Raw genomic sequence first — 24,618 nt, forward strand, 5'->3', positions numbered from 1 at the left:
CTCAACCTCTTCGGGGCTGGCTCCGGTCCCCCGATTCGATCCTCCGACATCTGCTTTTGGGAAATCCATGCATCGTTACCGGTCCCATACCTGCGGCGCGCTCCGCGACAGCGATATCGACCAGACGGTTCGTCTGTCGGGCTGGTGCCATCGCATCCGCGACCATGGCGGACTGCTGTTCATCGACCTGCGCGACCACTACGGGCTTACGCAATGCGTGGTCGACCCGGATTCCGCGGCCTTCAAGGCTGCGGAAAGATTGCGCTCGGAATGGGTGGTGCGGATCGACGGCAAGGTCCGTCGCCGTCCTGCCGGCACCGACAATCCGGAATTGCCGACAGGCGCGATCGAGATTTACGTCAGCGAGATCGAGGTGCTGGGTGCTGCCGACGAGTTGCCGATGCCGGTGTTCGGCGAGCAGGAATATCCTGAAGACATCAGGCTTAAGTACCGTTTCCTCGACCTTCGCCGCGAGCGGTTGCACCACAACATCATCAAGCGCGGGCAGATCATCGATTCGATCCGCAAGCGGATGAAGCAACAGGGCTTCTTCGAGTTCCAGACCCCGATCCTGACGGCTTCCTCGCCGGAGGGCGCGCGCGACTTCCTGGTGCCGTCGCGGCTGCATCCGGGCAAGTTCTACGCGCTGCCGCAGGCGCCGCAGCAGTTCAAGCAACTGACGATGATTGCTGGCTTCGACCGCTACTTCCAGATCGCACCGTGCTTTCGCGACGAGGACGCGCGCGCCGACCGTTCGCCCGGTGAGTTTTATCAACTCGACGTCGAGATGAGTTTCGTGACGCAGGCCGACGTGTTCGACGCGGTCGAGCCGGTGATGCGCGGTGTGTTCGAGGAATTCGCCGGCGGTAAGCCGGTGACGGCGAAATTCCCGCTGATTCCCTATGCGGAGTCCATCAGGAGGTACGGGACCGACAAGCCAGACTTGCGCAATCCGATTGAGATGGAGGACGTCTCTGATCATTTCCGTGGTGGTGGGTTTACGATCTTTGCACGAATTCTAGAGACACAGCCCGGCTCCGTCGTTTGGGGAATTCCGGCCTCCAATGGAGGATCTCGTGCCTTTTGCGACCGCATGAATTCATGGGCTCAAGGCGAGGGCCAGCCCGGGATGGCTTGGGTTCTTTTTCAAGAAGAAGGAATCCCCGAAGGAACAGACCTTACAGGGTCACCGGCAGGAAAAAAGCTAACTTCGACGGACCCAGAAATGATCGAATGGGCGAAGAGCGTCGGCAAGTACAGCAATGAGATCGTTGGAAGAGGACCGGTCGCGAATAATTTAGGTAGAGAACGGACAAAAATTCTGCGCGAGCGACTGGGTCTCGGCGTAGGTGATGCGTGCTTTTTTGTCGCTGGCCAGCCGAAGGATATTTATAGGTTCGCCGGCAGCGCGCGCACCAAGATCGGCGAGGACCTCAACCTTATCGCGAAGGATCGCTTCGAGTTTTGCTGGATCGTCGATTTTCCGATGTTCGAGTGGAACGAGGAAGACAAGAAGATCGACTTCTCGCATAACCCGTTCTCGATGCCCAACATGGAGCCGGATGCGTTTCTCGCGCTCGATCCGAACGACGCCGAGACGATTCAGAATATCAAGGCGATCCAGTACGATATCGTCTGCAACGGAATCGAATTGTCATCTGGCGCGATCCGCAATCATCGTCCCGACGTGATGAAGAAGGCGTTCGGCATCGCGGGCTATCCGGAGGACGTGCTGGAGGCGAAATTCGGCGGCATGCTGCGCGCGCTTTCGCTCGGCGCCCCGCCGCATGGCGGCATAGCGCCCGGTATCGACCGGATCGTGATGCTGTTGTGCGGCGAGGAAAATCTGCGCGAGGTGGTGCTGTTTCCGATGAACCAGCGCGCCGAAGACCTGCTGATGGGGGCGCCCTCGGACGTCACGCCGAAGCAGTTGCGCGAGCTTCACATCCGGCTCAATCTGCCGTCAAATTAATCCATTATGGACCGGTCACCGAAGCCTGAAGTTCGGGGCTAGGGGAGCCTCGGGGGAAATGCATGGCATCCTATTCTGAAGATCTCCATTCCGCGGCGCTGGCTTACCACCGGCTGCCGCAGCCGGGTAAGCTCGAGATTCAGGCGATCAAGCCGCTCGCCAACCAGCGCGACTTGGCGCTGGCTTATTCGCCGGGCGTGGCGGCGGCCTGCATGGCGATATCGGCCAACCCCGCGGAAGCGGCCTCGCTGACGATCCGCGCCAACCTGGTCGCGGTGGTCTCCAACGGAACCGCCGTGCTCGGCCTTGGCAATATCGGCCCGCTGGCGTCGAAACCGGTGATGGAAGGCAAGGCCGTTCTGTTCAAGAAGTTTGCCGGCATCGATGTATTCGACATCGAAATCGCGGCCGACACCATCGAACGGGTGGTCGAGACGGTGGCAGCACTTGAGCCGACCTTCGGCGGCATCAACCTGGAGGATATCAAGGGTCCGGAGTGCTTCGAGATCGAGGCGCAACTCAAGGCGCGGATGAAGATCCCGGTATTCCACGATGACCAGCACGGCACCGCCATCATCGTCGGCGCCGCCATCACCAATGCGCTGCTGCTCAACGGCAAGAAACTCGCTGACGTCAAGATCGTCGCCTCAGGCGCGGGTGCCGCGGCGATCGCCTGTCTCAATCTTCTGGTGTCGCTCGGCGCTCAGCGCAAGAATATCTGGGTCTGCGATATCGACGGCGTGGTGCATGAGGGTCGCAACACGCTGATGGACCGCTGGAAGTCGGTCTATGCGCAGAAGACCGACAAGCGCGTGCTGGCGGAGGTGATCGGCGGCGCCGATATTTTCCTGGGGTTGTCGGCCCCCAATGTACTGACCCCAGACATGGTCAAGGCGATGGCCGACAAGCCGTTGGTGATGGCGCTGGCCAACCCGACGCCGGAAATCATGCCGGATGAAGCCCGCAAGGCACGTCCCGACGCCATGATCTGCACCGGCCGCTCCGATTTTCCCAACCAGGTCAACAACGTCCTGTGCTTTCCGTTCATCTTTCGCGGCGCGCTCGATTGTGGCGCCACCGCGATCAATGAGGACATGAAGCACGCCGCAGTGGAAGCGATCGCGCAGCTGGCGCGTGATCCGCCGGTGGACGCGATCGCGCCCGGTTTCGACAGCGGCGAAGTGCAAGGATTCGGCCCGGGCTCGCTGATCCCAAGCCCATTCGACCCGCGGCTGATCCTGCGCATCGCGCCGGCGGTGGCCAGGGCGGCGATGGCCTCGGGCGTCGCCTCTCGCCCGATTGCCAACTTCGAGGACTATGCCGCGCAGCTCGAGCGCTTCGCGTTCCGCTCCGGTTTGGTCATGAAGCCGGTATTCGCCAAGGCCAAGACCCAGCCGGTCCGGGTGATCTATGCCGAAGGCGAGGACGAACGGGTGCTGCATGCGACCCAGGTGGTGCTGGAGGAAAAGCTGGCGCGGCCGATCCTGGTTGGCCGCCCCTCGGTGGTCGAGGCGCGGATCAAGCGGTTCGGCCTTGCCATCAAGGCCGGCCAGGATTTCGATCTCATCAATCCCGAGGACGACCCGCGCTACCGGTCCTACGTGCAATCCTATATCGACGTCGCCGGCCGGCACGGCGTCACGCCCGATGCCGCCCGCACGGTGGTGCGCACCAATGCCACCGTCATCGCCGCGCTCGCGGTGGTCCGCGGCGAGGCCGATGCCATGATCTGCGGCGTCGAGGGCAGCTACCGGAGCCATTTGCGCCATGTGCGCGAGATCATCGGCTTTCTGCCGGGTGTGAGCGATTTTGCGGCCCTGGCGCTGATGATCACCAGCAAGGGCGCCTATTTCATCGCCGACACCCAGGTAAGGCCCAACCCCAGCGCCGAGGAACTGGCGGAAATGGCGGCGCTGGCGGCGATCCATGTTCAGCGCTTCAATATCAAGCCCAAAATCGCGTTCGTTTCGCATTCGGATTTTGGCAGTTACGACACCGATTCCTCGATCAAAATGCGCCGGGCCACCGCTTTGTTGAAGCAGAACCATCCGGAAATCGAGGCGGACGGCGAAATGCAGGGCGATACCGCGTTGTCGGAAGCCGCGCGGGCGCTGATCCTGCCGCATTCGAAGCTGGAGGGCGTCGCCAATATCCTGATCATGCCCAATCTCGATACCGCCAACGTCGCCTACCAGATGATCAAGTCGCTGGCCGATGCGTTGCCGGTCGGGCCGATCCTGGTCGGCCCCTCGCGCCCGGCGCATATTCTTACGCCGTCGGTGACCGCGCGCGGCGTTCTCAACATGACGGCCGTGGCCGCGGTCGAAGCCCAGGAGCGCGCCGGACGTCAGCAACCGACGTTATTTGGGTGAGGCCCAATTCGGGTGGGACCGTGAAAATCGAGTCCGGCCGGGAGCGGCGGCGATCGATTGACCGTTTGAAAACCTGTAGCGGAACGCTCATAATCGCTCCGCCGAATAGCGACCCCGCACTTGCAGCATTCCAGTGAGGCCGACCATGCCAGCGTTTGTTACTTTCGGGCGAATTGTGTTCGCCGTGCTGTTTATCTTTTCGGGGGCGGCCCAGCTTCTGGATTTGGCGGCGACGGCGCAAATGACGGAAAAAATCGTTTTACCGGCAGCACTGGCAACCTACACCGCACAGCTCGAAGGCATCACCGGCATGGCGATGCCGCAGATGCTGGCAATTGCGGGCGGCTCGCTTCAACTGATCTGCGGCGTCATGATCGCGTTGAATTTCGGCGCGCGCTTTTTTGCGATCCTGCTGATCCTGTTCGTCGCCGTCACGACCTTCTACTTTCACGACTTCTGGAACCAGACCGGTGCCGACGCCAGGAACAACCTGGTCCACACCTTGAAGAATCTGTCGATCGTCGGCGCACTGTTCATGATCGCGGGACAGGGACGGAGTGCGCGGACGGAGGACGCCACCTATGGCGATGTCTAGTTGCTAACCGCTGCGCCGCCACGGGGTGACGATGACACCAGCGGCGGCATCCAGGATTTGTGTATCGCCGGCCTTCAGGCCGTGGGCGGCGAGAACATCCTGCGGTGAATGGCGAGGTACGCCGGGGAAGCACGGCGTACCATCGGGTATCCGCACCAGCGGTGCCTGCGACAGCCAGAATGTGTCGTAGCGATCCATGAACATTGCGAATACGTCGGGTCCGCCGATGATCGCGACCATGCCGGAACTCACGCCGGCGCGGGCACAGGCCGCTTCGAATGAGGCGCCGGCCGGATTCCAGAGGGTGGCGTTGGGATTGGATGGTTCGGGTGCGAGCGCAGGTATTTTCGACGTGAGGATGAGGCGCCTTCGCTTCGGTGAGTTCGGCTGATCCTCATGGGAATTCCGCCCATGCACGATCAGGTCGGCGCGATCGAGGGCGGCGCTGAAGAATTGCTTGTCGCCCTCGAATTTCAGTTCATCCGGCATCACCCGATCGGCGTTCGCCAGCATGCCGTCCGCCGACACGATGACATAGCCTTCGATGCGCAATCCCGCCACGCTGGGCAGGCTGGCGCGGCTTACTGCGACACGTCGGTGACAACGCTCGACACCGGACGCTGGCTCAGCGTCGGCAGCTTGACGTCCTTCATCAACTCTTCGTCGTATTGCGGCAGGCTCTTCACTGGCGCCTTAGCCCGCATGGCCACGACCTTATACCCTTCAGTCTTCAACCGCTTCAGGATGTCGGGCAGAAGCGCCGCGGTCTCCTTGTGGAAGTCGTGCATCAGGATGATGCCCTTGCCCTTCTTCTCCAGCCCCTTGAAGATGAGGTTCATGACCTTCTTCGGCTCGTGGTACTTGAAGTCGAAGGAATCGATATCGCATGAGAACATCGCGATGTTGCGCTCGCCGAGATAGGTGACCATTTCAGGCGGATGTTGTAGCGCAGGGAAGCGGAAGAACGGCGCCGGCGAAACCCCGCCCAGCGCCCACTTCACAGCGCTGATACCTTTCTCGATCTCTTCCTTGCGCTGGTCTTCGCTGAGCTTCTTGTTGACCAGCGTTGCATGCGACCAGGTGTGCGTGCCGATGGTATGACCGGCTGCATAAACCTGCTTGGCGATTTCAGGATAGTAGGTCGCGTGCTTGCCTATTTCGAAGAAGATGCCGGTGGTGCATTCATCCGCCAGCGCCTTGAGGACCGCCGGCGTATTGCCCGGCCATGGACCGTCATCGAAAGTCAGCACGACCTCCTTGTCCTTGAGAAAGTCCAGTTCCTTGAAGTGCTCGAAGCCGAAGCCGGGACCGCCGGTAGTGTCGATTTCCACGGTACGAGCCACGCCAAGGGCACCGGGATTGGTGCAGGGAGCTCTTGTCGGGGCAGCAGCTGCCGGGACGGGCGCCGCCTGCGGCGCCACTTGCGGGGCTGCCGCTACCGCGGGAGCCGGGATCTGGGCCCAGGCCGCACCCGACACACACAGCGAAACCGCACTTGCAAAGATCAAACCTGCCGCAATACGCATCTTGTTTCCCTTACACTGATCCCGTGTCCGATCCTGGCTTTTCTGCCATGGCCCGAGCCGTTTTTCCACCTCGATGCATAATAGCGTAGTCAAACCTGTGCCGCCACGGCAACGGCTTTATTACTTTGAACCGATTTGCCGGCCGGTTCGGTTAATTCCACGGGCCAACAGGCCGGGGGCGCGTCAGGAATCCGCGAGCGCTCGCGCGATAGCGGTTTTTATTCGGGTATCCGTCGGTTCGACGGTTTCGGGGAACACGTCGGCGATATAGCCCTCGCGGCCGATCAGATATTTGTGGAAGTTCCAATGAGGAACATCGTTCGGTCGTGCTTCGGCCGCCCATCGGTAGAACGGATGTGCATCAGGGCCTTTCACGACGGTTTTTGCTGCGATCGGAAAGGTAACGCCATATTGGTGTTGCGCGGTGTTGGCGATTTCCGCCGAACCGCCCGGTTCCTGTCCGCCGAAATCATTCGAGGGAACGCCGACGATGACGAACCCTCGATCATGAAACCCGGTCCATAGCTCCTGCAATCCGCCATATTGCGGCGTGTAGCCGCACAGCGATGCTGTGTTGACGACCATCAGCGGATGTCCGGCGAAATCGGCGAGCCGGATATCGCCGCCGACCAGCGCCGGGAACGAGAACGCATAGGCGGTGATCCGGCTCATAGCCACTTGCGCCAGGACCCTCCGTATCGGGGCTGGAGCCGCGATCGCGGCCAGCGCTGCGGTCATGACGGTCCTGCGGTCGATCACGGCCATCCCCCGGAGCGATTTAGGCGAGCGGCAAACATAGGCGGTCGGCGACCGCCGCTCAACAAGCCATCACGGCCGGCCGGACCAAGTCTTTGCAGCCTAGCGCAGCGACACGATGAAATCGGTTCCCTCGCCGGTTTCGCCGGCGTTGATGCCCTGATCGGAAACCACGATCGAGCCGCCGGTCGAAAGCGACTCGGCAATTCGCGCCATGGCATCGGCAGGTATGGTGATACGATTCAAAGCCTCGGCAGGGCTATCCGGGACCGGCATTACCTTTACTTCGGCGGCCTCGGTTGTCTTCTTCCGCCGCCGCGACACATGCTCGTCCTCGTCCCGCCGCTCGACATGCCGGGCCGGGATCGAAACCACCGACCAGTGCAGCAGGTTGGCGTCGTCCTTGTCGACTTGTGCCGTGAACACATGGGTTCCCAACGGCCGGTCGTCCGCTGCGATCGTCACCGGCACGCTGAACAGCGGCTTGAAATTCTGCCGCACATAGAGCTTTGAGTCCTTGCGGCTGATGAACACGGCGATCTGACCGGTACGCTTTGGCGCGGCTGCCGTTACCGGGTCCGGTTTCGGGGCGGCGGCTTTCTCCGTGCTCTGCAGGCGGGTCTGGTCTTTTTTCGCATCGGGGATGGCGGCGGTGTCCGCCGCTGGCGGGGTTTTCTCGCCAGATTTTTCAGCCGGCTTGGTTTCGACCGACTTGACTTCGGCCGGCTTGACTTCGGCTGGCTTGACTTCGGTCGATTTGGCTTCAATCGGCTTGGGCGTGTCGGAAACGGACGTCTTGAGGTCATCCACCTTTGCCTCGACCCTGGTCTCGTCGGCTTTGGTATTTTCGGTGGCGGACACTTCGGTCTTTGCCGTATCGCTGCTGGCTTGTGCAGAGACAGTAGCCTCGTCCGGTTTCTGGCCTGGATTGTCAGAGGCATCGGCTTCGACAGGCTTGGTGGTAGAGGTCGCCGATTCCGACGATTTAACCTCGGCCGGGCTGTCATCGGACGGAGCCTTCTCGCCGGGCTTCTCGGCGGTGGATTCTGTTTCCGATTTTGCAGTTTCAGAGGTGGCAACTTCGGATTTCACGTCGGCATTCGGTGCGTCGCCGCTCTTGACGGCATCCACTGTGCCTGCCGGTGCAGGCTCTGTTTCGGCGGTTGCCGCCTCATGCGTTGGCGTGTTGCCGCTGGATTGGGTGGCATCCGACATCGTGACCGGCGCCGTCGTTGCCGGCAGGGAAGCGCTGGCGTCGGCGGTGTGGGTCTGTTCGCGCAACGGCGCGGCGTCGGCTGTCTTCTCGGGCTTTGCGGGGGCGTCCACCATCGGCTCGACGGCAGCCGCCGGCTGTGGCGGGACTTTCTCGGTTGCGAGCAACGGATGTGAAAAACTCTCGGGCGGAGTTATCTCGCCCGGCGTTACGACGACCCGGGCCCCCATCTTGGTCCAGCCCCACATCTTCACCGCAAAGGCCGGGGGCATGCGGATGCAGCCATGCGAGGCCGGATAGCCAGGGAGCACGCCAGCGTGCATCGCAACGCCGGACCATGTGATCCGCTGCATGTACGGCATCGGTGCGCCGCTATAGATGTTGGAATGGTGGTATCGGTCCTTTTCAATGACGCTGAAGACACCCATCGGCGTCGGATGGCCCTTCATGCCGGTGGAAACCGGCGCTTCGGCGAAAAATCCGTTGCTGTCGTAGATTTTCAGTTTCTGCTTGTCGATCGAGATCGCAATGATCAGCGGTCCCTGCGGTTTCGCGGATTCTTTTTCTTTTACCGTTGCGTCGATCTTGCGGGCCGAATGGCGATGCGCTCTATGCCGCCGCTGTGGAGTGGGCCGTGAAAATCCGGCGTCGGAATCCGACCACGCCACCGCAGCTTCCGCATAAGAAGTGCCGCCGATGACGCCGGCGGCCGCCAGGACGGCAATCCGCCACAGGGATTTGGCGAAAGCTGCGTGGCCCGGTGCCTGATTTTCGCGCGGGGACGGCCGCAGTCGTCCATCCGCAATCCCCGCCGCCCGATCCTTGCCCACGCCCATGATCCTCGAATCTCAGCCTTGATATTTAGTCGTATTTAGTTGTCGCAGACGGGAAACGCGTTCACCAGCATAAGGCCGGCAATCCCGGCGATTTTAGCTCCAAGCGTAGCAAAAAAGCCTCACATTCGGTTAACCGGCCCGTACTCCCTCAGCGGATTAGCCTTCCGATGGGGCATCTGTGCAACTACATCGGCGGAAGCCCCGCCGACGGAGAGTTCCATGACATCCCAAGCCATTGGCCACCAGAGCTGGAGAAACGCGGCTTTTTTGGTGCTGCTATTGACGTTTTGGGCCGGTTCGCCGGCCTCGGCCGCCGACGAGCCGGACCTGATCTTCCGCCGCTCGACCGTGTTCAAATTACTGAGCCCGAATGACAAGCTTGCGACCTACGGCATCGACGACCCCGAGGTCGAGGGAGTGGCCTGTCATTTTACGGTGCCGGAGAAGGGCGGCTACAAGGGCTGGCTGGGGATTGCCGAACAGGTCTCGGATATTTCGCTGGCGTGCCGCCAGATCGGCCCGATCCGTTTCAAATCCAAAATGGAGCAGGGCGACGACATGTTTCGGCAGCGGCGTTCGCTTTTCTTCAAGAAAATGCAGATCGTCCGGGGCTGTGACGCCAAACGGAACGTGCTGGTCTATATGGTCTATTCCGACAGACTGATCGAGGGATCGCCGGAGAATTCGACCTCTTCGGTGCCGATCATGCCTTGGGGAGCCGCCGATACCGCGATCAAGAAATGTGGCGAGTTCATCCAGTGACCGCAATGATTCTGGTCGGGATCCTGTAAACTACCTCCTTACCGGCTTCGGGCGTGGCCCGACCCAAGCCTCGTGCCGGGCCTTGGGATCGCGATGGCCCACCAACTGCACGAATTTCTGCGGTGCCGATTCATCGCCGCGACCGCTGTCGCAGCGCTGCTGCGTCATCGCGCCACAAATTCCAGGCCGCGCGGATTTCGCCGGGCCGGATTTGGGCGTCGCGGTTTTCTTGCCAACATCGATGTTGTCATTGCCCACGACTGCTGTCCTTTGTTGAGGTCAAGATTACAACGCGCCACTGCTTGGAAAGGTTGCAGGTTCGCTCAAGTGAGTCGGCCGGGCCAATGCTTCGGTTCACCCTCGCAAAGGGCCCGCCAACGGGCTTCTCACCAGAGAAACGTTAAATATTTCAGCCGGTCTGGCTCCGCCGGCTGGACCCATGGTCGCGGTAGGCCGTTGAACCACCCCGGATTCGGCCATTGGACGAGCCGATCAGGGGCGAAGGTCGTCGATTTCTGACTGCGGATGAAGCTGCCAACTGGACCCGTTCGCTGCCCGTCGAAGCTCTTATCTAATTGAAATAATTGTGTTTTATTTCGATTGTTTCGTCGACCTCGGTCGATGAAACAATTCTCCCGGCCGACGAAACCATTTTTCCCTTTTGCGCAAGCATCCGGAAACAGCGGTTGGTTATCAGTTTCGCCAACGAAAACGGCGGGACAACGCCGGCCACAAAACCGGAGACAGTCAAATGCGAGCCCTCAGCTTCGTCCTTGCGTTCGCTTTCGTGCTCGCCGGTCCGTCACTGGCGGGATCACCGGAAAACGGGCTTCCGGGAGTCGGTACCTTCGCCTATAGCGGCACGCCGATCGCGGCCACCCACGCCTTGCTCGTCGCCGCCCGCTAAAACTAGCCCAAGCCTAAAAGGTTGCCGGTAGAACTTCATTCTTTTTCGCATCAGCGCAGCGCCAGTGCACCTTCATGCGAATCTGCCGCTATTGTAACCATTGAACGACCGTCCGCTTTGATCGGTCAGCGTGGAGCAATGGATGCGGCCGTGCCGAAACCTGATGTGGTGCGCAGCGTTTGTCGCGCTGGCGTCTTCCGCCGCTGCCGCTCCCGACGAAGACCTGTTGGGCAAGGCGGCCGGTTATCCGGTCGGCACCCGGGGCAGCTGGTTCTATGACGAAGGCGTGCGAATCGGATCCTTCAGTCATCTCGACACGCTGCTACCCCATTACACCCTCAGGAAGGCGGCTTCGCCGTTGCCGTTGCCCGCCGCCGCAAGTGAATTGAAGATCGACTACCGGTTCAAGGACCAGAACTATACGCTCGACGATTTTCTAGATCGCCAGCGCATCACCGGTCTGCTGGTGATCAAGGACGGCGAGATTCTGTGCGAGCGTTATCAGTACGATCGCAAGCCGGTGGACCGCTTTGTTTCGCATTCGATGGCGAAATCCATCGTCAGTATTGCGGTGGGAATGGCGCTCGCCGAGGGGAAAATAGCCTCCCTGGACGACCTCGTCTCCAAATACGAGCCGAAGCTTGCGGGCAGCGCCTATGGCGACACCTCGATACGGAACGTGTTGCGCATGTCATCCGGCGTGCCGTTCAACGAAGTCTATGACGGCAAGGACGACCTGACGCGGTTCGGCAACCTTCGCGGTTCGCAGGGGTCGATCGCCGCACTGCGCGCGTTCGGGCCCCGCGAAGTCGAGCCGGGCACGCGCTTTCATTACGCCTCCAGCGAGACCGTCATCCTGGCGGTACTGCTGCGCGCGGTCACCGGAACCACGCTCAGTGAGTATCTGACGGAGCGGCTCTGGCAGCCCATGGGCGCCGAAGCCGATGCGACCTGGATCAGGTCGCGCGATGGCACCGAGGTCGCCGCGGGAAGTTTCAACGCGATCCTGCGCGACTACGGACGTCTTGGCGTGCTGCTGGCCAATGATGGCGCGGTCGGACCGAGACAAGTGGTGCCGAAGGAGTACCTGCTCGACGCGACCGATTGGCACCGGCAACCCGAAGCGTTCACGCCAAGGCGAGCCACCCCGTATTTTGGCTATGGCTACCAGTTCTGGCTTTTCCCGGGCGAGAAGCGAAGGTTTGCATTGCTCGGCGTTTACGGTCAATCGATCTTCGTCGATCCCGAACTCAAACTCGTCATGGTGGTGACGGCTGCTGCGAAAAATGCCAGCGTTGGAAAAGAGCCGCTGGCTGCGGAGCGCGACGCCGTCTGGCGCGGGCTGATCGGCAAATATGGCAACTGGTAGGGTGTGAGGCGATCCGGCTCATCGCGGCCGTTAGCGCGGTCGGTTCAGCTTGGGTCCCAAGCGCGGAATACATTTGCTGGTGCGGACGATTCCCGTTGAGATCATCTTGGTGCCGGAGACTTCCTTGATCTGGCCGGCGGGACAGGTTCCATCATCGACCTTGATACGCTGGCCGAGCCGCAAATTGACGATATCCTGCACCCGCGCCACCTGATCCGCCCTGGTCGCTGGCATTAGGGAAAACAGCACGAGACCGCCGAGCAGCAGCAACGAAAAACGCATGAACTGTGAAACCTTCACGATCGATGGTGCAGCTTGTTTCACTTGTTCTGGATCTTCAGCCCGTTCGGGCCGACGTTGATCTGCAGGCCCTCCGGCTGCTTCTTGGTCTGATAGAGATTGTAGCCGAGCACACCCACCCCGACGATCAGTGCGCCGATAATGAGATACAAAATGTTGCGGTTGGCGGGCATTGAGTTCTCCGTTGGGAGTGAGAATTTCGCCTGCATTGTATGGAGGCCTCGGCGATTCTCATAGCGGCCAAAAACACCTGCGAATCCCGACCGGATATGATTTGATCCCGGCCGTTGCCGCGTTCCCTCCGCGGCAGCGAACCGGAGCCACGACACGATGAGCGCCATGGATGCCAGGCAAAAAATCCTCGACGCCGTCGACGCCGGTTTCGACGCGCAGTTGGCCACCACGCGGGATTTTGTCGCGATTCCCTCAACCCGCGGCGCCGAAGGGCCATGCCAGGACATGATCGGCGATCTCTTGCGCCAGCGCGGCTATGAGGTCGACGACTGGCATATCGATGTCGACGATCTCAGGGATTTGCGCGGCTTCGGCCCGATCGAACATGATTTCTCCAGGGCGCGCACAGTGGTCGGCACTTATCGGCCGACCAGCAACGCCGGCAAATCGCTGATCCTGCAGGGGCATTGCGACGTGGTGCCGGCCGGCCCGCTTGAGATGTGGGAGACGCCGCCGTTTTCCCCGATGGTAAAGGACGGCAAGATGTACGGCCGCGGCGCCTGCGACATGAAGTCCGGCACCATCGGTGCGCTCCATGCGCTCGATGCCATCAAGGCCGCCGGTTTCAAGCCGACGGCGCGGATTCACTTTCAATCCGTGATCGAGGAGGAGAGTACCGGCGTCGGTGCGCTCTCGACCTTGCAGCGCGGCTATCGTGCCGACGCCTGCTTCATCCCCGAGCCGACCTCCGGCAGAATGGTGCGATCGCAAGTCGGCGTGATCTGGTTCAGGCTCAGGGTACGCGGCCATCCGGTGCATGTGTTCGAGGCAGGCTCGGGCTCCAACGCCATCACCGCGGCCTATCACTTGATTCACCGCCTGAAGAAGCTCGAAACCGAATGGAATGAAAGGGCGAAGAGCGATCGCCATTTCAAGGCGGTGACGCATCCGATCAACTTCAATCCGGGCATCATCAAGGGCGGTGATTGGGCCTCCAGCGTGCCGGCGTGGTGCGATGTCGATTGTAGAATCGCCATTCTGCCGGGTTGGTCGGTTGCCGACTGCCAGGCCGAGATCCTTGGCTGCGTCTCCTCGGCCGCGCGCGATCATCGTTTCCTCTCCAACAATCCGCCCGACGTGGAATGGTCGGGGTTTCTGTCCGAGGGATATGAGTTGAAGGACTCCGCGCAGGCTGAAGCCGCATTCGGCAAGGCCTACAACGCGGTCTATGGCGGCGCGGTGCAAGACCTCGTCTTCACCGCGCTCACCGATACGCGGTTCTACGGGCTGAACTACAACATCCCAAGCCTGTGCTTCGGCGCCAGCGGGGCGGCGATGCACGGCTTCAACGAATATGTCGATCTCGATTCGCTGCGGAAGTCGACCAAGGCTACCGCGTTGTTCATCGCCGAATGGTGCGGCGTCGAGGCGCTTTAGCCGGAAGGTGGCCACAACGCTGCGACAATTGCATCCAGCCCGTCGGTGAGCGCAGCCGGACCCGGTTGCAGGATCACTGGCGATTTGATTTCGACGATGCGGTCGTTGCGCACCGCCGGAATCTGGTTCCAGCCCGGCCGCTTTCTGATCCTGTCCGCGACGACTTTCTTGCCGCACCACGACGCCAGGATCACATCGGGCGCCGTGGCGCGCACGGTCTCCGGCGAAACGATCCGGTCCCTGGCGGCCTGTTGAAATCTCAGGTCAGGCAGCACGTCTTCGCCGCCGGCGATCTCGATCAGTTCGCAGACCCAGCCGATGCCGCTGATCAATGGATCGTCCCATTCCTCGAAATAGACTCTTGGCTTGGGCGATGGCCGGGACGTCGATGCGATGCCGGCTAGACGCTGTTCATAAGACGTTGCAAGCTGGTCGGCTTTTTCAGCCGCGCCGACCAGCGCGCCCAGGGTGCGGATCATCGCCAGGATGCCCGCGACGTCGCGCTGGTTGAAGACATGGATGGCGACGCCGGCGCGGACCAGGTCGGCGACGATCTCCGCCTGCAGGTCTGAGAAAGCCAGAACGAGGTCCGGTTCGAGGCTGAGGATTCTGGGGATGTCCGCCGAGATAAACGCCGACACCCGCGGCTTCTCGCGCCTGACCCGCGGTGGCCGCACCGCATAGCCGGAGACGCCGACGATCCGGTCCTGTTCCCCAAGTAGATACAGCGTCTCCACGGTTTCTTCGGTGAGACACACGATCCGGCAAGGAGGGAATTGACGCATGGCAAATGATATGCCGAAGAATAAATCGCTTGTCACTGCGGTCGCTTTGTCGTTGCCGGGCTTGACCGATCCGGTAAAGCCTTTTTGCGAGATCGATGGATACGCGGGTCAAGCCCGCGTATGACGATGGGAGGAGGACTACCGATGACGCCGCTTGAAAAAGTCAAATCAATGAAGATGCCGTTTGCCGAATTGAAAGGCGTGACATTCACCGAAGCCGAGAAGGATCGCGTGGTGGCGCGGATGCTGGTACGACCCGATCTCTGCACCCTCAACCGCAACATTCATGGCGGCGCGGTGATGGCGTTCGCGGATTCGGTCGGTGCGGCTGCGACCGTGATCAATTTGCCGGAGGATGCCAAGGGTACCACTACGATCGAGAGCAAGACCAATTTCATCGGGGCGGCAAGGGAAGGGACCACGGTGATCGCCACTGCAACGCCGGTGCATCGGGGACGGCGCACCCAGGTATGGCAAACGCGGCTGGAGACCGAGGAAGGAAAGCTCGTCGCGGTGGTGACCCAGACGCAGATGGTGCTGTAAAACGGCGCCGAAGCATTTCGTTAACCGTTTATTTGTAACTGGATCGGGCCTTGCAATTCATGTTGCGATGCACAATATTTATGGACTAGGGATTCGACGCCTCCTCGAGGGCTATCCAAGAGGAGTTATGATTTGAGCTACGAGAGCACGACCCGTTCCGCGCCCGCGAAGGGCACCGTTCGCACCCTGCGCCAGCACGAAGAATTGCCGCTGCTGCGCGATCATCTGTTGCGGCTCGATCCGGAGAGCCGCCACGACCGCTTCCACGGCTTCATGGATGACGGCTTCATCGAACGCTACGCCGCCAAATGTGCCGGCGACGGCACGATTGTCATCGCCTATGTCGAAGACGGCGTGGTGCATGGTGCTGCGGAACTGCATCCACCCGACCGATTGCCCGGCGCATTGCCGGAGATCGCATTCAGCGTGGAAGCGTCCGTGCGGCGGCAGGGCGTCGGCAGCATCCTGTCCAGGAAGTTGATCGCGGAAGCGCGAGCGAAGGGCTACCAGAGCTTGCGGATCACCACCGGTGCGCAGAACCAGGCGATGCGGGCGCTGGCCAACAAGTTCGGCGCGCACCTGACATTCCGCCACGGCGAATCCACCGGCAGTATCGATTTAAAGCCGCAAATCCAGCCGCAATTCGCAAAGCTCTACGTTGTAACGCCGCTCGATGCGGTGCGCGCGATGATGCATTTCAACCGCATGTACTGGAAGCTGGTTCTTGGCATGTACGGCCTGGGCCGAACCGCATAAACGAGCCCGCAAGGGCTCGCTTTGCCGTTCAGCGATGACGCAGATCGCAGGCGCCTGTCTTCGAGCGGACCCTCAGGTTCCGGTGCGCTTGTCGTTGCCGAATCTCCTGATGACCCGGCGCTCAACCACGACCGAGCGCTGCGCGCCCTGTTCGCCCGCGATCACCCGTGTCGAAGATCGCGCCGCGGTGCGGCCGGCTTTCTTGACTTCGGACTGGACGGATTCGATCGGCAGCCCCATCAGGGACGCCGCGATTTCGGCCTGAGCTTCCTGATCGTCGGTAATACCGATCGCGGCGAAGATGGCTTCATCCAGCGTCGGCGGATCGCGGCGGACGCGCCGCGTTCCATATTTCGTATTCCAGTCTTCGCTCATTTCGCCCTCTTGTCTGATCCCAGATACCTATGCGCCCCTATGTTGCATTGCAATATGAAATTGATATGGCAATCCAGCCATGCATCCGGCGATTCAGAGCTTTTCCAGTTTGGCCGCATCGTAAATCTCAATGGTCGTGGCCGCTGCGGCTAGCGGCTGCAGGGCGCGGACGAAATGGCGAGAGGCGGGGATCGCGAAATGCGCCAGTAGCGCCGCGCGATCGGCCCATTGTTCGATGAACACCAATCGTAGCGGGTCTTCGCAATCGACATGCACCGCGTGCGAGATGCATCCGGGCTCCTCGCGCGAGCGCTGCACGTGTTCGAGGCTCAATTTCTGAACCTCGTCGAAGGAATCTTCCCGCGCCGTCACGCTGCCCGTCACCACGATCATCTTTTCCCCCCAATAACCAATTGTTTCGATGGCAGGTTCGGCACCAGCCGGCCGGCGTCGATGACCTCGATCGGCTGTTGTGGCCATCGCTTCAGGGCCGCATGTCCTGCAGCGGTCAGTTCATAGATGCCGCGTTCGACGCGGATGAACCAGCCATAGACATTGTGCAGCAGGATTTTTGCCGCGTCGGGACTATCGGCCTTGAGGTCGCGTACTTTCCGGGGGCCTTGCACCAGTGCCGCGGCGCAGGACAGCGCCTGCTGACGATAGGCCGTCATGATCGGCGAGCGCGTGCTGCCGCCCAGGACCGGGTCGCCCTTGCGCCGCTGATGTTCCGAAACCAGCCGCGAACGTTTCTTCGGATTGCGGCGCGGGGCAGTGGTGGCTGGCTTGACGATGACCTCGACATGGCCGCGATCGGTGACCGCGAGCATGCCGAAGCCGAGCCGGCGGCAGAGATTGCGATAGCGCGCGTCGCTCTCGCGGCCCTTGCCGCGTGCCGAAAGTTTGGCTGCGATCCAGACCTCGTCGCAGGCGCCGGCGCGATCGACCGCCTGCAAAACCAGTTCGAGATTGAAGGAAAGCTTGAGTTCGCCGATCACCACGACCGGCGGGTCGTCACCGCTCAGCGCGACAAGGTCGCAGCCGCCGATCTCGCCCTTGACCGTAAAGCCGAGATTTTCAAGGAAGCGTTTGACGGGAAGGTAGAGCGCGGTTTCCAAGGGGACTCCAGTGTCGCGCCTGCGACTCACTGTGCTGAGTCTAACCCGAATTGGGTCCTGGGATTCGATCAAACGACGCGGGCGTGGGGGGCGAGAGCTACACCCGTCCACTCACCGGCAGCAACGCGCCGGTGACGGCGCTGGCGGCGTCGCTGGTTAGAAATAGGATGACGTCAGCCAGTTCCTGCGGCGCCACCCATTTTGCGAAATCCGCCTTGGGCATGCTGGCGCGATTGGCCGCGGTATCGATGGTCGACGGCAGCACGGCATTGACGGTGATCTTGCCTTTCCATTCGGCGGCAAGCGCTTCGGTGAGGCGATGTACGCCGGCTTTGGATGCGGCATAGGCGCCCATGCCGGCGCCGGCCTGCAGCGCGCCCATGGCGCCGACATTGACGATCCGCCCGGCGCTGGAAGCGGCCAGGTGCGGGATCGCCGATCGTGACGCATTCAGTGCGGTGAGGACGTTCAGCGCGTACATGCGCTGCCAGGTTTTCGTATCACCCTCGGCAACCGGTTCGAACGCAAACCCTCCGGCGATGTTGACCAGCGCATCGAGCCTGCCGAAATGCGCCGCCACCGCGTCGATGGCTTTTTTGGCTTGCGCCGCATCCGTCAGGTCGACGCCGCCAAGTTCGATCCGATTTTCCGTCGCCGGAAGTTGCGATGCCGCGTGATCCACGCCGGCCACCCGCGCGCCCCGCGCCAGCGCGACCTCGGCAACCACCTTGCCAAGCGCACCAGAGGCGCCGGTGACGACGATGACTTTTCCGTTCATGGCGGGCCCTCCGGGCGAGTGCTGATTCCTGTGCAATCGATCAGCGAATTTGGTTTGCAATACTGCGAAATTTTCCGCCCAAATGCACGCGACGACGGATCGTTCCCGCAAAACGGATGTTCACATGTCTGAAACCACAAATGACCTCGTTCGCTTCAAATATCCGCTTCCGCACCTGGCGAAGAGTCTCAAAAGCCGGCGCAAGGTCAAGATCGTGGCGATCGGCTCGTCCTCGACGGCCGGCGAGGGCAAGATATTGCCATATCCCGGCCGGCTGGAAATGGTCTTGAGGAGCCGCTTTCACGACCGGATGATCGATGTGGTCAATCGCGGAGTCAGCGGGCAGGAGGCGACCGACGAACTGTCCCGCTTCGACCCCGATGTCATTGACGAAGCGCCCGCGCTGGTGATCTGGCAGGTTGGAACGAATGCGGTGTTTCGTAACCAGGACTATAATCCGGATGACGTGATCGCATCGATCGTGACCGGACTCGAACGGCTCAGCAGCCTGCCGATGGATGTGGTGCTGATGGACCTGCAATACACCACCGCCATCGTGGGTACCGACAAGCTGAAGCTGTCCGAACAGATGGTGGCGCGGATCGCGGACGCGGCGGGGAAGGCAAACGTCAACGTGTTTCGCCGCTTCGCCCTGATGCGGCGCTGGGTCGATGATTGCATCCCGATCGAGAACCTGATCGATCCGGCCGACGGCAGTCAATTGCACATGAGCGATTGGTGCACCGGTTGCATTGCGCAGGTGCTCGACATTGCGATGGCAAGCGCGCCGGTGGCCTAAACCCCGGCGGTCGCGATAAGCTGCCAATCGCTAAAATTTGCCGGAGTTTTGTAAGCCGAATGCAGAAACATCACGCTAGGTTGCCCATCGCCCGATCCATGGGCACGGGGTGTACGAGCATGAGATATCTACCTGATCACGGTTTACCACTTGTTCAGCTTAAGGAGCAGCGGCGGGACTTGGTTGTCGCGCTGCAAAATCGCAACGGACCGGTCAGCGGCTGGGAATTGATGCAGATTGCGGCGGTTCAGCAGGCGATCTCGGCCTTCGAGGACGTCATTTCCGACCTCGACGCGGAGATGGAGGCGGCGGCGTAGAGCAGTTTGCGTTGTCCCCCGCCTTCAGCGAGCAAGAAAGTCAGGACTCCAGATAGCAAGCCTGCAGCGCGGCGCGCTGGCGCGGCCCGAGGCCGAGACCATCCCCAAAATAGTTTTCCAGAGTGCCGTAATCGGCGCGGATGACTTCGAATGCGGCGGCGAGGAAAGATGCCTCCACCAGGGCAATCGTCTGCCTGACGTCGTCAGGCAGGTCGGAGCTGACGGAAGGATCGCGCCGGTAGAAGCGGTTGGTGAGCAGGTAATCCTCGGCGATCACGTCATCGGAGACGCCGAGCGCATGCAGAATCAGCGCGCAGGCAAATCCGGTGCGGTCCTTGCCGGCGGTGCAGTGGATCACCAGCGGCGCGCGGTCTTCCAGCAGATGCGCGAACAACGCGCGGAAACGCGGCGTATTGTGCCGAACATAACTGCGGTAGGAATCGCGCATGACCTCCAGCGCTTCGGCCGACGAGATCGGCGCGCCGGCGGCGCGGATCGCGCGCAGCGTCGCCACCACGGTCGGCTCGATCGGCAGCGAATGGACCGTGATCTCCTCGAGGCTGCAGGCCGCGGCCATGCGCTCCTCGGTGCCGCGAAAATCGAACGCGCTCTTTAGTCCGAGGCCGCGCAGCACGCCGATATCGGCCGCGGTGAGGTGGCCGAGATGATTGGACCGGAAGATCTGCCGCCAGCGCACGGTGCGACCGTCCCGGCCGGGATAGCCGCCAAGGTCTCGGAAATTGCTGGCGCCGGCGAGATCGAAGTGACGGACGGGGGAAGCTGACATCGGGACGATCTTAAGCCATCCTCCGCGGCAGGGAAATGACCGGCAGGGTGTTCCGCCTTTCCGGTCGCACTAGGGGGATGAACATGAATCGGCGCAGGGCTGCTATTTTCGCCGCCGCACTGGTTGCTGTCGCGGCGGGCTCATCGCCCGCATCGGCGCAGACCTTCCAGAGCTATCGTTGCGCCGACGGCACCCAGTTCATTGCCGGATTTTTCGATTACGATAGCCGCGCGCATCTGCAGATCGACGGACATGCGGTCACCCTGGCGCGGCGCTTTGCGTTTTCCGGTTCGCGCTATTCGGGCGGCGGCGTCACCTTGAAAATGACCAAAGCGGGCGTCCTACTGAAGCATGCGCGGCGGCCGGTCACGGCTTGCGAGGCGATATGAAAAGGGCCGAAACATTTTTGTTTCGGCCCTCTTTACGCTTTCGTTATCGCACCAAAGTCCCGTAACGGATCGGCACCGGGTTCGGCTGGCATCAGCGCACCGGTTTGGATGGCTTGGATTCCTGGACGGCCGCTTCGTGATACCAGGCGCCGCCGACGACCGCTTCGCTCACGCGCGATGAGGCGAGGTCCGCGGCGGTCTTGATCTCGTCATGGCGACGTCCGGCAATGGCCGAGCGACCGCCGACCGGGAATTGGTAGATCCTTGCGGACCCCTGATTGAAACTCGTATTCATCTTGGTCTCTCCTGAAGCCGCGACGCATGCACTCATGGTGCGCCCGACTCGTTCTTGAGTGGTTACTAGAGCCGATATCGGCCGTGCCCTCGGCTGATGCAACCTGATCAAAACAAAATCATTCGATGTATAAATTGTGGGCATTCTTGATTTTGCACCGTGGAAAGCAACTGCGGACTGGCTAACGCTTGGGCTATCGCCAAGGTTGCGGGAGCGACCTCGCTTTCTTGAAGAATGTTGCCGGCGATTGCTGCGGTTTTAATCGGACCCACCAACGGAACGCGAACTGCCGTGGAATCGGGCGTAGTTTGGGCCGAAGCCTAGCCGCCGAAGTGCCGGCAGCCGCTGCGACCCGCGCGCCTTTGCCGCACCTGAAATGCCGTTCGGTAAGGGCAGGCCGCAGCCGATTCACCCGCCTTGGCAGGGTTCCCGGCGCCGCCGATTGGCACGTTAAATGCTTGGTAAGAAACGGCCGATGGTGGCCGGGTACACGCGTGGGGCGATCAGCGCTTCGGTTCCTCACTTTCGCATCATCATCAACTCAAGAGAGAGCTCAATGACAAAGTATAAGCTCGAGTATATCTGGCTCGACGGGTACACGCCGACCCCGAATCTGCGCGGCAAGACACAGATCAAGGAATACGACGTGTTCCCGACGCTGGAGCAGCTTCCGCTGTGGGGCTTCGACGGAAGCTCGACCATGCAGGCCGAGGGCCACAATTCCGATTGCGTGCTCAAGCCGGTGGCGATCTATCCGGACGCCGCCCGCACCAACGGCGCGCTGGTGATGTGCGAAGTGATGATGCCCGACGGCAAGACCCCGCATCCCTCGAACAAGCGCGCGACCATTCTCGACGATGAGGGCGCCTGGTTCGGTTACGAGCAGGAATATTTCTTCTACAAGGACGGCCGTCCGCTCGGCTTCCCGAACTCCGGCTATCCCGCGCCGCAGGGCCCGTATTACACCGGCGTCGGCTACAAGAATGTCGGCGACATCGCCCGCAAGATGGTGGACGAGCATCTCGACCTTTGCCTCGCCGCCGGCATCAACCACGAAGGCATCAACGCCGAAGTGGCCAAGGGCCAGTGGGAATTCCAGATCTTCGGCAAGGGCTCCAAGAAGGCCGCTGACGAAATGTGGATGGCCCGCTACCTGATGCTGCGCCTGACCGAAAAGTACGGCGTCGATATCGAATTCCACTGCAAGCCGCTCGGCGACACCGACTGGAACGGCTCCGGCATGCACGCCAACTTCTCCACCACCTATATGCGCGAAGTCGGCGGCAAGGAATATTTCGAGAAGCTGATGGAAGCCTTCAAGACCAACCGCGCCGATCACATCGCGGTCTACGGTCCGGACAACCATATGCGGCTGACCGGCAAGCACGAGACCGCCTCGATCGACACCTTCAGCTACGGCATCGCCGACCGCGGCGCCTCGATCCGGGTGCCCCACAGCTTCGCCAACAACGGCTACAAGGGCTATCTGGAAGATCGTCGTCCGAACTCGCAAGGCGACCCGTACCAGATCGCCTCGCAGATCCTCAAGACGATTGCCTCGGTTCCGACCGCCGCCAAGGCGGCTGCGGCCTGACGCGTTCGCGACCCGGCCTGGGCTTCGGTCCAGGCCGGGTTTTTCCAGACGGCATTTTGCGTTCCTCCAGCGACTATGGACCAGCCGGCAAGGCTGGTCTTTTTTTGCCACCGGGTTGGCATCCTGCTTGAGCGCTGGATTAAGCCTTCTTCCGAAGCTAACTTGCACCCCGTCATGACAAGGCGGCTTCACGCGTTCTTTTTCGCTGCGATCGGCGCCGCCATCGCGGTGCTGGTCGTTGCGATTGCCCCAGCCCCGGTGCGGGCGCAATCCGCCGATCTGGTATTGTGCGACCGGCTCGCCGCCGACCCCTCCGATCCCGACAGGCCGGCCGACGTCAAGGGCACGCCCGATGTCGCACCGGCCGATATCGCGACCGCGATCCGCTACTGCAAGAGTGCTTCCCGGTCGTCGCGGCGGGCGATATACCAGCTCGGCCGCGCCTATCTTGCCAGCGGCCAGGTTGCGGACGCGGTCGCCGCCTGGCGCAAGGCGATCGACAAGGGTTCGACCTCGGCGATGGTCGAACTCGGCGTGCTCTACGCCACCGGTTCCGGCGTTGCCAAGGACGAGGCCCAGGCGCGCGCGTTGTTCGAGCGCGCCGCGCAAGCCGGCAATCCGCGCGGCGTCATCAATCTTGCAGCACTCTCCGGCGGCGTCGCGTCGGATCCCGCACGCGCGCGCGAACTGCTGGCGAAAGCGGCCGAGACCAATGCCGAGGCGCAGTATCAGCTTGGGTTGATGCTGGCCGACGGCACCGGCGGACCCAGGGACGATGCCGGCGCGCGGGCCTTGTTCGAGAAAGCCGCGGCACAAAATCATCCCGGCGCGCTGGAGCGGATGGGCGCCTTCACGCAAGAAGGCCGCGGCGGGGCGAAAGATTCCAGCGCAGCCAAGGCCTATTACGAAAGGGCGGCGGCGCTCGGCGACGAGGGCGCCAAAAAAGCGCTCAAGCGCATCGAATGCCCCTACGTACTGACCGACAAGCGCGGCAACGTTGTCACCAATCTCTGTTTCTGACACCGGTTTTTGCGGTTCGGGTTTGGATGTCGTCCCTGCGTTCGCAGGCACGACGCACAGTGTTTCAGCGATGACGGTGCGCTCCCTCTCCCACCCAACTCGGGTTCACCCGAGTTGGGCATTTCAAACGTCGAAGTCGGATATATCCGACTTCGATGTGGGAGAGGGTTGGGGTGAGGGGTTTGTTGGTTGCGATTGAAATCTTGGAAGGCTCATATAATACAAAAGCCCATTGAACAGAACTGGTAACTTGATGTGTGCGGGGGGCCGAGATCGTCTCTGACGGCGCTATGTTCAATTATTTCATCACCCTTAAAGCGGTACAGATGGAAGTGGAGACGTCGTCAAGGACATCATCCGGGATTTTAGGTCTATCGATAGAGCGTAACCCCTCACCCGGATCGCATCTGTCGATGCGATCCGACCTCTCCCACAAGGGGAGAGGTGGCACCGAGCATTTTGCGTCGCTCTTCGTAATTTCGAATAGCCACGGCTTCGCATTCTCGCCGAGTGTTTCACGCGAGTTTTGCTGTTAACGTCCCGCCCTCGAAACAGAGGGCGCAGGGAATGCCGGGCGCCCAATGCGCCCGCAGCCTGGCAGGGCAGAAAAACAAGCCATGCCAGCAAAGTCACCACGGTCACACCGGAAAACCCGGCATTCCCCGCGCAATGGTTTTACGGTTTATTTCGCGCTCTCCCCGGTGACCGGGCTTTCTTGCCACCGTCGCTTGGCGAAAGTTGCCTTTCGCAAACTTGACACCAGCGTCGGGGTGTCAGGACCACACGACTTCGCCGTCCGCCTCAGGCGCATTCGTCAAAGCGCCATCCGCGTCCACCGCATCCCGC

General features: G+C 61.4%; 29 protein-coding genes. 15 read left to right on the forward strand and 14 right to left on the reverse strand.

What is annotated here, in order from left to right; translation table 11 throughout:
* Positions 1-67: 67 nt before the first annotated feature.
* From aspS to E7813_RS16285, 3 genes are all read left to right on the forward strand, one after another.
* A complete protein-coding gene (gene aspS, locus E7813_RS16275) occupies positions 68-1,972 on the forward strand; it encodes an aspartate--tRNA ligase (protein WP_291575539.1) in 1,905 nt (634 codons plus the stop codon).
* A 62-nt stretch (positions 1,973-2,034) separates the two neighbouring features.
* Positions 2,035-4,344: an NADP-dependent malic enzyme gene (locus tag E7813_RS16280; protein WP_291575542.1), complete on the forward strand. Its 2,310-nt coding sequence runs from the start codon at positions 2,035-2,037 to the stop codon at positions 4,342-4,344.
* Between the two features lie 145 nt (positions 4,345-4,489).
* On the forward strand, positions 4,490-4,939 hold the full coding sequence (locus tag E7813_RS16285) for a DoxX family membrane protein (RefSeq protein ID WP_291575544.1): 450 nt from the start codon (positions 4,490-4,492) through the stop codon (positions 4,937-4,939).
* A gap of 3 nt (positions 4,940-4,942) precedes the next feature.
* On the opposite strand, the gene E7813_RS16290 is transcribed toward E7813_RS16285, so the two are convergent.
* The 4 genes from E7813_RS16290 to E7813_RS16305 all read right to left on the reverse strand — a co-directional run bounded on the left by E7813_RS16290 (position 4,943) and on the right by E7813_RS16305 (position 9,264).
* Positions 4,943-5,509: a dihydrofolate reductase gene (locus E7813_RS16290; protein ID WP_291575586.1), complete on the reverse strand. Its 567-nt coding sequence runs from the start codon at positions 5,507-5,509 to the stop codon at positions 4,943-4,945.
* Positions 5,510-5,520: 11 nt separating this feature from the next.
* On the reverse strand, positions 5,521-6,465 hold the full coding sequence (locus E7813_RS16295) for a polysaccharide deacetylase family protein (protein WP_291575546.1): 945 nt from the start codon (positions 6,463-6,465) through the stop codon (positions 5,521-5,523).
* A 183-nt stretch (positions 6,466-6,648) separates the two neighbouring features.
* Positions 6,649-7,224, reverse strand: a complete 576-nt coding sequence (locus E7813_RS16300) for a glutathione peroxidase (RefSeq protein ID WP_291575547.1) — start codon at positions 7,222-7,224, stop codon at positions 6,649-6,651.
* 99 nt (positions 7,225-7,323) lie between these two features.
* Positions 7,324-9,264 carry a L,D-transpeptidase family protein gene (locus tag E7813_RS16305; RefSeq protein WP_291575548.1) on the reverse strand — a complete coding sequence of 647 codons (1,941 nt, stop codon included), beginning with the start codon at positions 9,262-9,264 and terminating at the stop codon, positions 7,324-7,326.
* Between the two features lie 225 nt (positions 9,265-9,489).
* Between E7813_RS16305 and E7813_RS16310 the strand changes: the two genes are divergently transcribed.
* Complete coding sequence (locus E7813_RS16310; RefSeq protein ID WP_291575549.1) at positions 9,490-10,032, forward strand: CreA family protein; 543 nt, start codon at positions 9,490-9,492, stop codon at positions 10,030-10,032.
* Between the two features lie 30 nt (positions 10,033-10,062).
* Here the strand turns inward: E7813_RS16310 and E7813_RS16315 are convergent, their stop codons facing one another.
* Positions 10,063-10,290 carry a hypothetical protein gene (locus E7813_RS16315; protein WP_291575550.1) on the reverse strand — a complete coding sequence of 76 codons (228 nt, stop codon included), beginning with the start codon at positions 10,288-10,290 and terminating at the stop codon, positions 10,063-10,065.
* A gap of 493 nt (positions 10,291-10,783) precedes the next feature.
* Between E7813_RS16315 and E7813_RS16320 the strand changes: the two genes are divergently transcribed.
* Both E7813_RS16320 and E7813_RS16325 read left to right on the forward strand, forming a co-directional pair.
* On the forward strand, positions 10,784-10,939 hold the full coding sequence (locus tag E7813_RS16320; protein ID WP_291575552.1) for a hypothetical protein: 156 nt from the start codon (positions 10,784-10,786) through the stop codon (positions 10,937-10,939).
* Positions 10,940-11,081: 142 nt separating this feature from the next.
* Positions 11,082-12,308, forward strand: coding sequence for a serine hydrolase (locus E7813_RS16325; RefSeq protein ID WP_291575554.1), 1,227 nt, complete (start codon positions 11,082-11,084; stop codon positions 12,306-12,308).
* Positions 12,309-12,338: 30 nt separating this feature from the next.
* Here E7813_RS16325 and E7813_RS16330 read toward each other — a convergent pair whose 3' ends face one another.
* Both E7813_RS16330 and E7813_RS16335 read right to left on the reverse strand, forming a co-directional pair.
* Positions 12,339-12,590, reverse strand: a complete 252-nt coding sequence (locus E7813_RS16330; protein WP_363331181.1) for a DUF6719 family protein — start codon at positions 12,588-12,590, stop codon at positions 12,339-12,341.
* Positions 12,591-12,628: 38 nt separating this feature from the next.
* Positions 12,629-12,781, reverse strand: coding sequence for a hypothetical protein (locus tag E7813_RS16335; RefSeq protein WP_291575556.1), 153 nt, complete (start codon positions 12,779-12,781; stop codon positions 12,629-12,631).
* Positions 12,782-12,938: 157 nt separating this feature from the next.
* Between E7813_RS16335 and E7813_RS16340 the strand changes: the two genes are divergently transcribed.
* Positions 12,939-14,219 carry an ArgE/DapE family deacylase gene (locus E7813_RS16340; protein WP_291575558.1) on the forward strand — a complete coding sequence of 427 codons (1,281 nt, stop codon included), beginning with the start codon at positions 12,939-12,941 and terminating at the stop codon, positions 14,217-14,219.
* Here E7813_RS16340 and E7813_RS16345 read toward each other — a convergent pair.
* Entirely contained in the window at positions 14,216-15,004 is a 789-nt protein-coding gene (locus E7813_RS16345) for a cobalamin-binding protein (protein WP_291575560.1), read from the reverse strand. The genes E7813_RS16340 and E7813_RS16345 overlap by 4 nt on opposite strands.
* 144 nt (positions 15,005-15,148) lie before the next feature.
* Here E7813_RS16345 and E7813_RS16350 point away from each other — a divergent pair, with 144 nt between their 5' ends.
* Together E7813_RS16350 and E7813_RS16355 are read left to right on the forward strand one after the other, a co-directional pair.
* A complete protein-coding gene (locus E7813_RS16350; protein WP_291575561.1) occupies positions 15,149-15,547 on the forward strand; it encodes a PaaI family thioesterase in 399 nt (132 codons plus the stop codon).
* A 132-nt stretch (positions 15,548-15,679) separates the two neighbouring features.
* A complete protein-coding gene (locus E7813_RS16355) occupies positions 15,680-16,303 on the forward strand; it encodes a GNAT family N-acetyltransferase (protein WP_291575562.1) in 624 nt (207 codons plus the stop codon).
* A 72-nt stretch (positions 16,304-16,375) separates the two neighbouring features.
* Here E7813_RS16355 and E7813_RS16360 read toward each other — a convergent pair whose 3' ends face one another.
* The 4 genes from E7813_RS16360 to fabG all read right to left on the reverse strand — a co-directional run bounded on the left by E7813_RS16360 (position 16,376) and on the right by fabG (position 18,571).
* Positions 16,376-16,678, reverse strand: a complete 303-nt coding sequence (locus tag E7813_RS16360; protein WP_291575563.1) for a hypothetical protein — start codon at positions 16,676-16,678, stop codon at positions 16,376-16,378.
* A 93-nt stretch (positions 16,679-16,771) separates the two neighbouring features.
* Positions 16,772-17,071 (reverse strand): putative quinol monooxygenase, encoded by a 300-nt coding sequence (locus tag E7813_RS16365; protein WP_291575565.1) that lies wholly within the window; start codon positions 17,069-17,071, stop codon positions 16,772-16,774.
* Complete coding sequence (locus tag E7813_RS16370) at positions 17,068-17,793, reverse strand: DUF2161 family putative PD-(D/E)XK-type phosphodiesterase (protein WP_291575567.1); 726 nt, start codon at positions 17,791-17,793, stop codon at positions 17,068-17,070. Before E7813_RS16370 ends, E7813_RS16365 begins: the two co-directional genes overlap by 4 nt.
* A gap of 97 nt (positions 17,794-17,890) precedes the next feature.
* Complete coding sequence (gene fabG, locus E7813_RS16375; protein ID WP_291575569.1) at positions 17,891-18,571, reverse strand: 3-oxoacyl-ACP reductase FabG; 681 nt, start codon at positions 18,569-18,571, stop codon at positions 17,891-17,893.
* A 124-nt stretch (positions 18,572-18,695) separates the two neighbouring features.
* Between fabG and E7813_RS16380 the strand changes: the two genes are divergently transcribed.
* Both E7813_RS16380 and E7813_RS16385 read left to right on the forward strand, forming a co-directional pair.
* Positions 18,696-19,370 (forward strand): SGNH/GDSL hydrolase family protein, encoded by a 675-nt coding sequence (locus E7813_RS16380; protein WP_291575570.1) that lies wholly within the window; start codon positions 18,696-18,698, stop codon positions 19,368-19,370.
* Positions 19,371-19,549: 179 nt separating this feature from the next.
* On the forward strand, positions 19,550-19,687 hold the full coding sequence (locus tag E7813_RS16385) for a hypothetical protein (RefSeq protein WP_291575572.1): 138 nt from the start codon (positions 19,550-19,552) through the stop codon (positions 19,685-19,687).
* Positions 19,688-19,727: 40 nt separating this feature from the next.
* On the opposite strand, the gene E7813_RS16390 is transcribed toward E7813_RS16385, so the two are convergent.
* Complete coding sequence (locus E7813_RS16390) at positions 19,728-20,474, reverse strand: tyrosine-protein phosphatase (RefSeq protein WP_291575573.1); 747 nt, start codon at positions 20,472-20,474, stop codon at positions 19,728-19,730.
* A gap of 83 nt (positions 20,475-20,557) precedes the next feature.
* On the opposite strand from E7813_RS16390, the gene E7813_RS16395 reads away from it, so the two are divergent.
* Positions 20,558-20,863 (forward strand): MliC family protein, encoded by a 306-nt coding sequence (locus E7813_RS16395; protein ID WP_291575574.1) that lies wholly within the window; start codon positions 20,558-20,560, stop codon positions 20,861-20,863.
* A 91-nt stretch (positions 20,864-20,954) separates the two neighbouring features.
* Here E7813_RS16395 and E7813_RS16400 read toward each other — a convergent pair whose 3' ends face one another.
* The gene (locus E7813_RS16400) at positions 20,955-21,158 is read right to left on the reverse strand and encodes a DUF2735 domain-containing protein (protein ID WP_291575575.1); all 204 of its coding nucleotides are present in this window, start codon (positions 21,156-21,158) and stop codon (positions 20,955-20,957) included.
* A 556-nt stretch (positions 21,159-21,714) separates the two neighbouring features.
* On the opposite strand from E7813_RS16400, the gene E7813_RS16405 reads away from it, so the two are divergent.
* From E7813_RS16405 to E7813_RS16415, 3 genes are all read left to right on the forward strand, one after another.
* Positions 21,715-22,752 carry a glutamine synthetase beta-grasp domain-containing protein gene (locus E7813_RS16405; RefSeq protein ID WP_291575576.1) on the forward strand — a complete coding sequence of 346 codons (1,038 nt, stop codon included), beginning with the start codon at positions 21,715-21,717 and terminating at the stop codon, positions 22,750-22,752.
* Between the two features lie 174 nt (positions 22,753-22,926).
* Positions 22,927-23,772 carry a tetratricopeptide repeat protein gene (locus tag E7813_RS16410; RefSeq protein ID WP_291575578.1) on the forward strand — a complete coding sequence of 282 codons (846 nt, stop codon included), beginning with the start codon at positions 22,927-22,929 and terminating at the stop codon, positions 23,770-23,772.
* A 581-nt stretch (positions 23,773-24,353) separates the two neighbouring features.
* Positions 24,354-24,618: hypothetical protein (locus E7813_RS16415; RefSeq protein ID WP_291575579.1), on the forward strand; the 265-nt coding region annotated here is incomplete at its 3' end.

The organism is Bradyrhizobium sp. (assembly GCF_004799405.1).
In the GTDB taxonomy this organism is placed as follows: domain Bacteria; phylum Pseudomonadota; class Alphaproteobacteria; order Rhizobiales; family Xanthobacteraceae; genus Bradyrhizobium.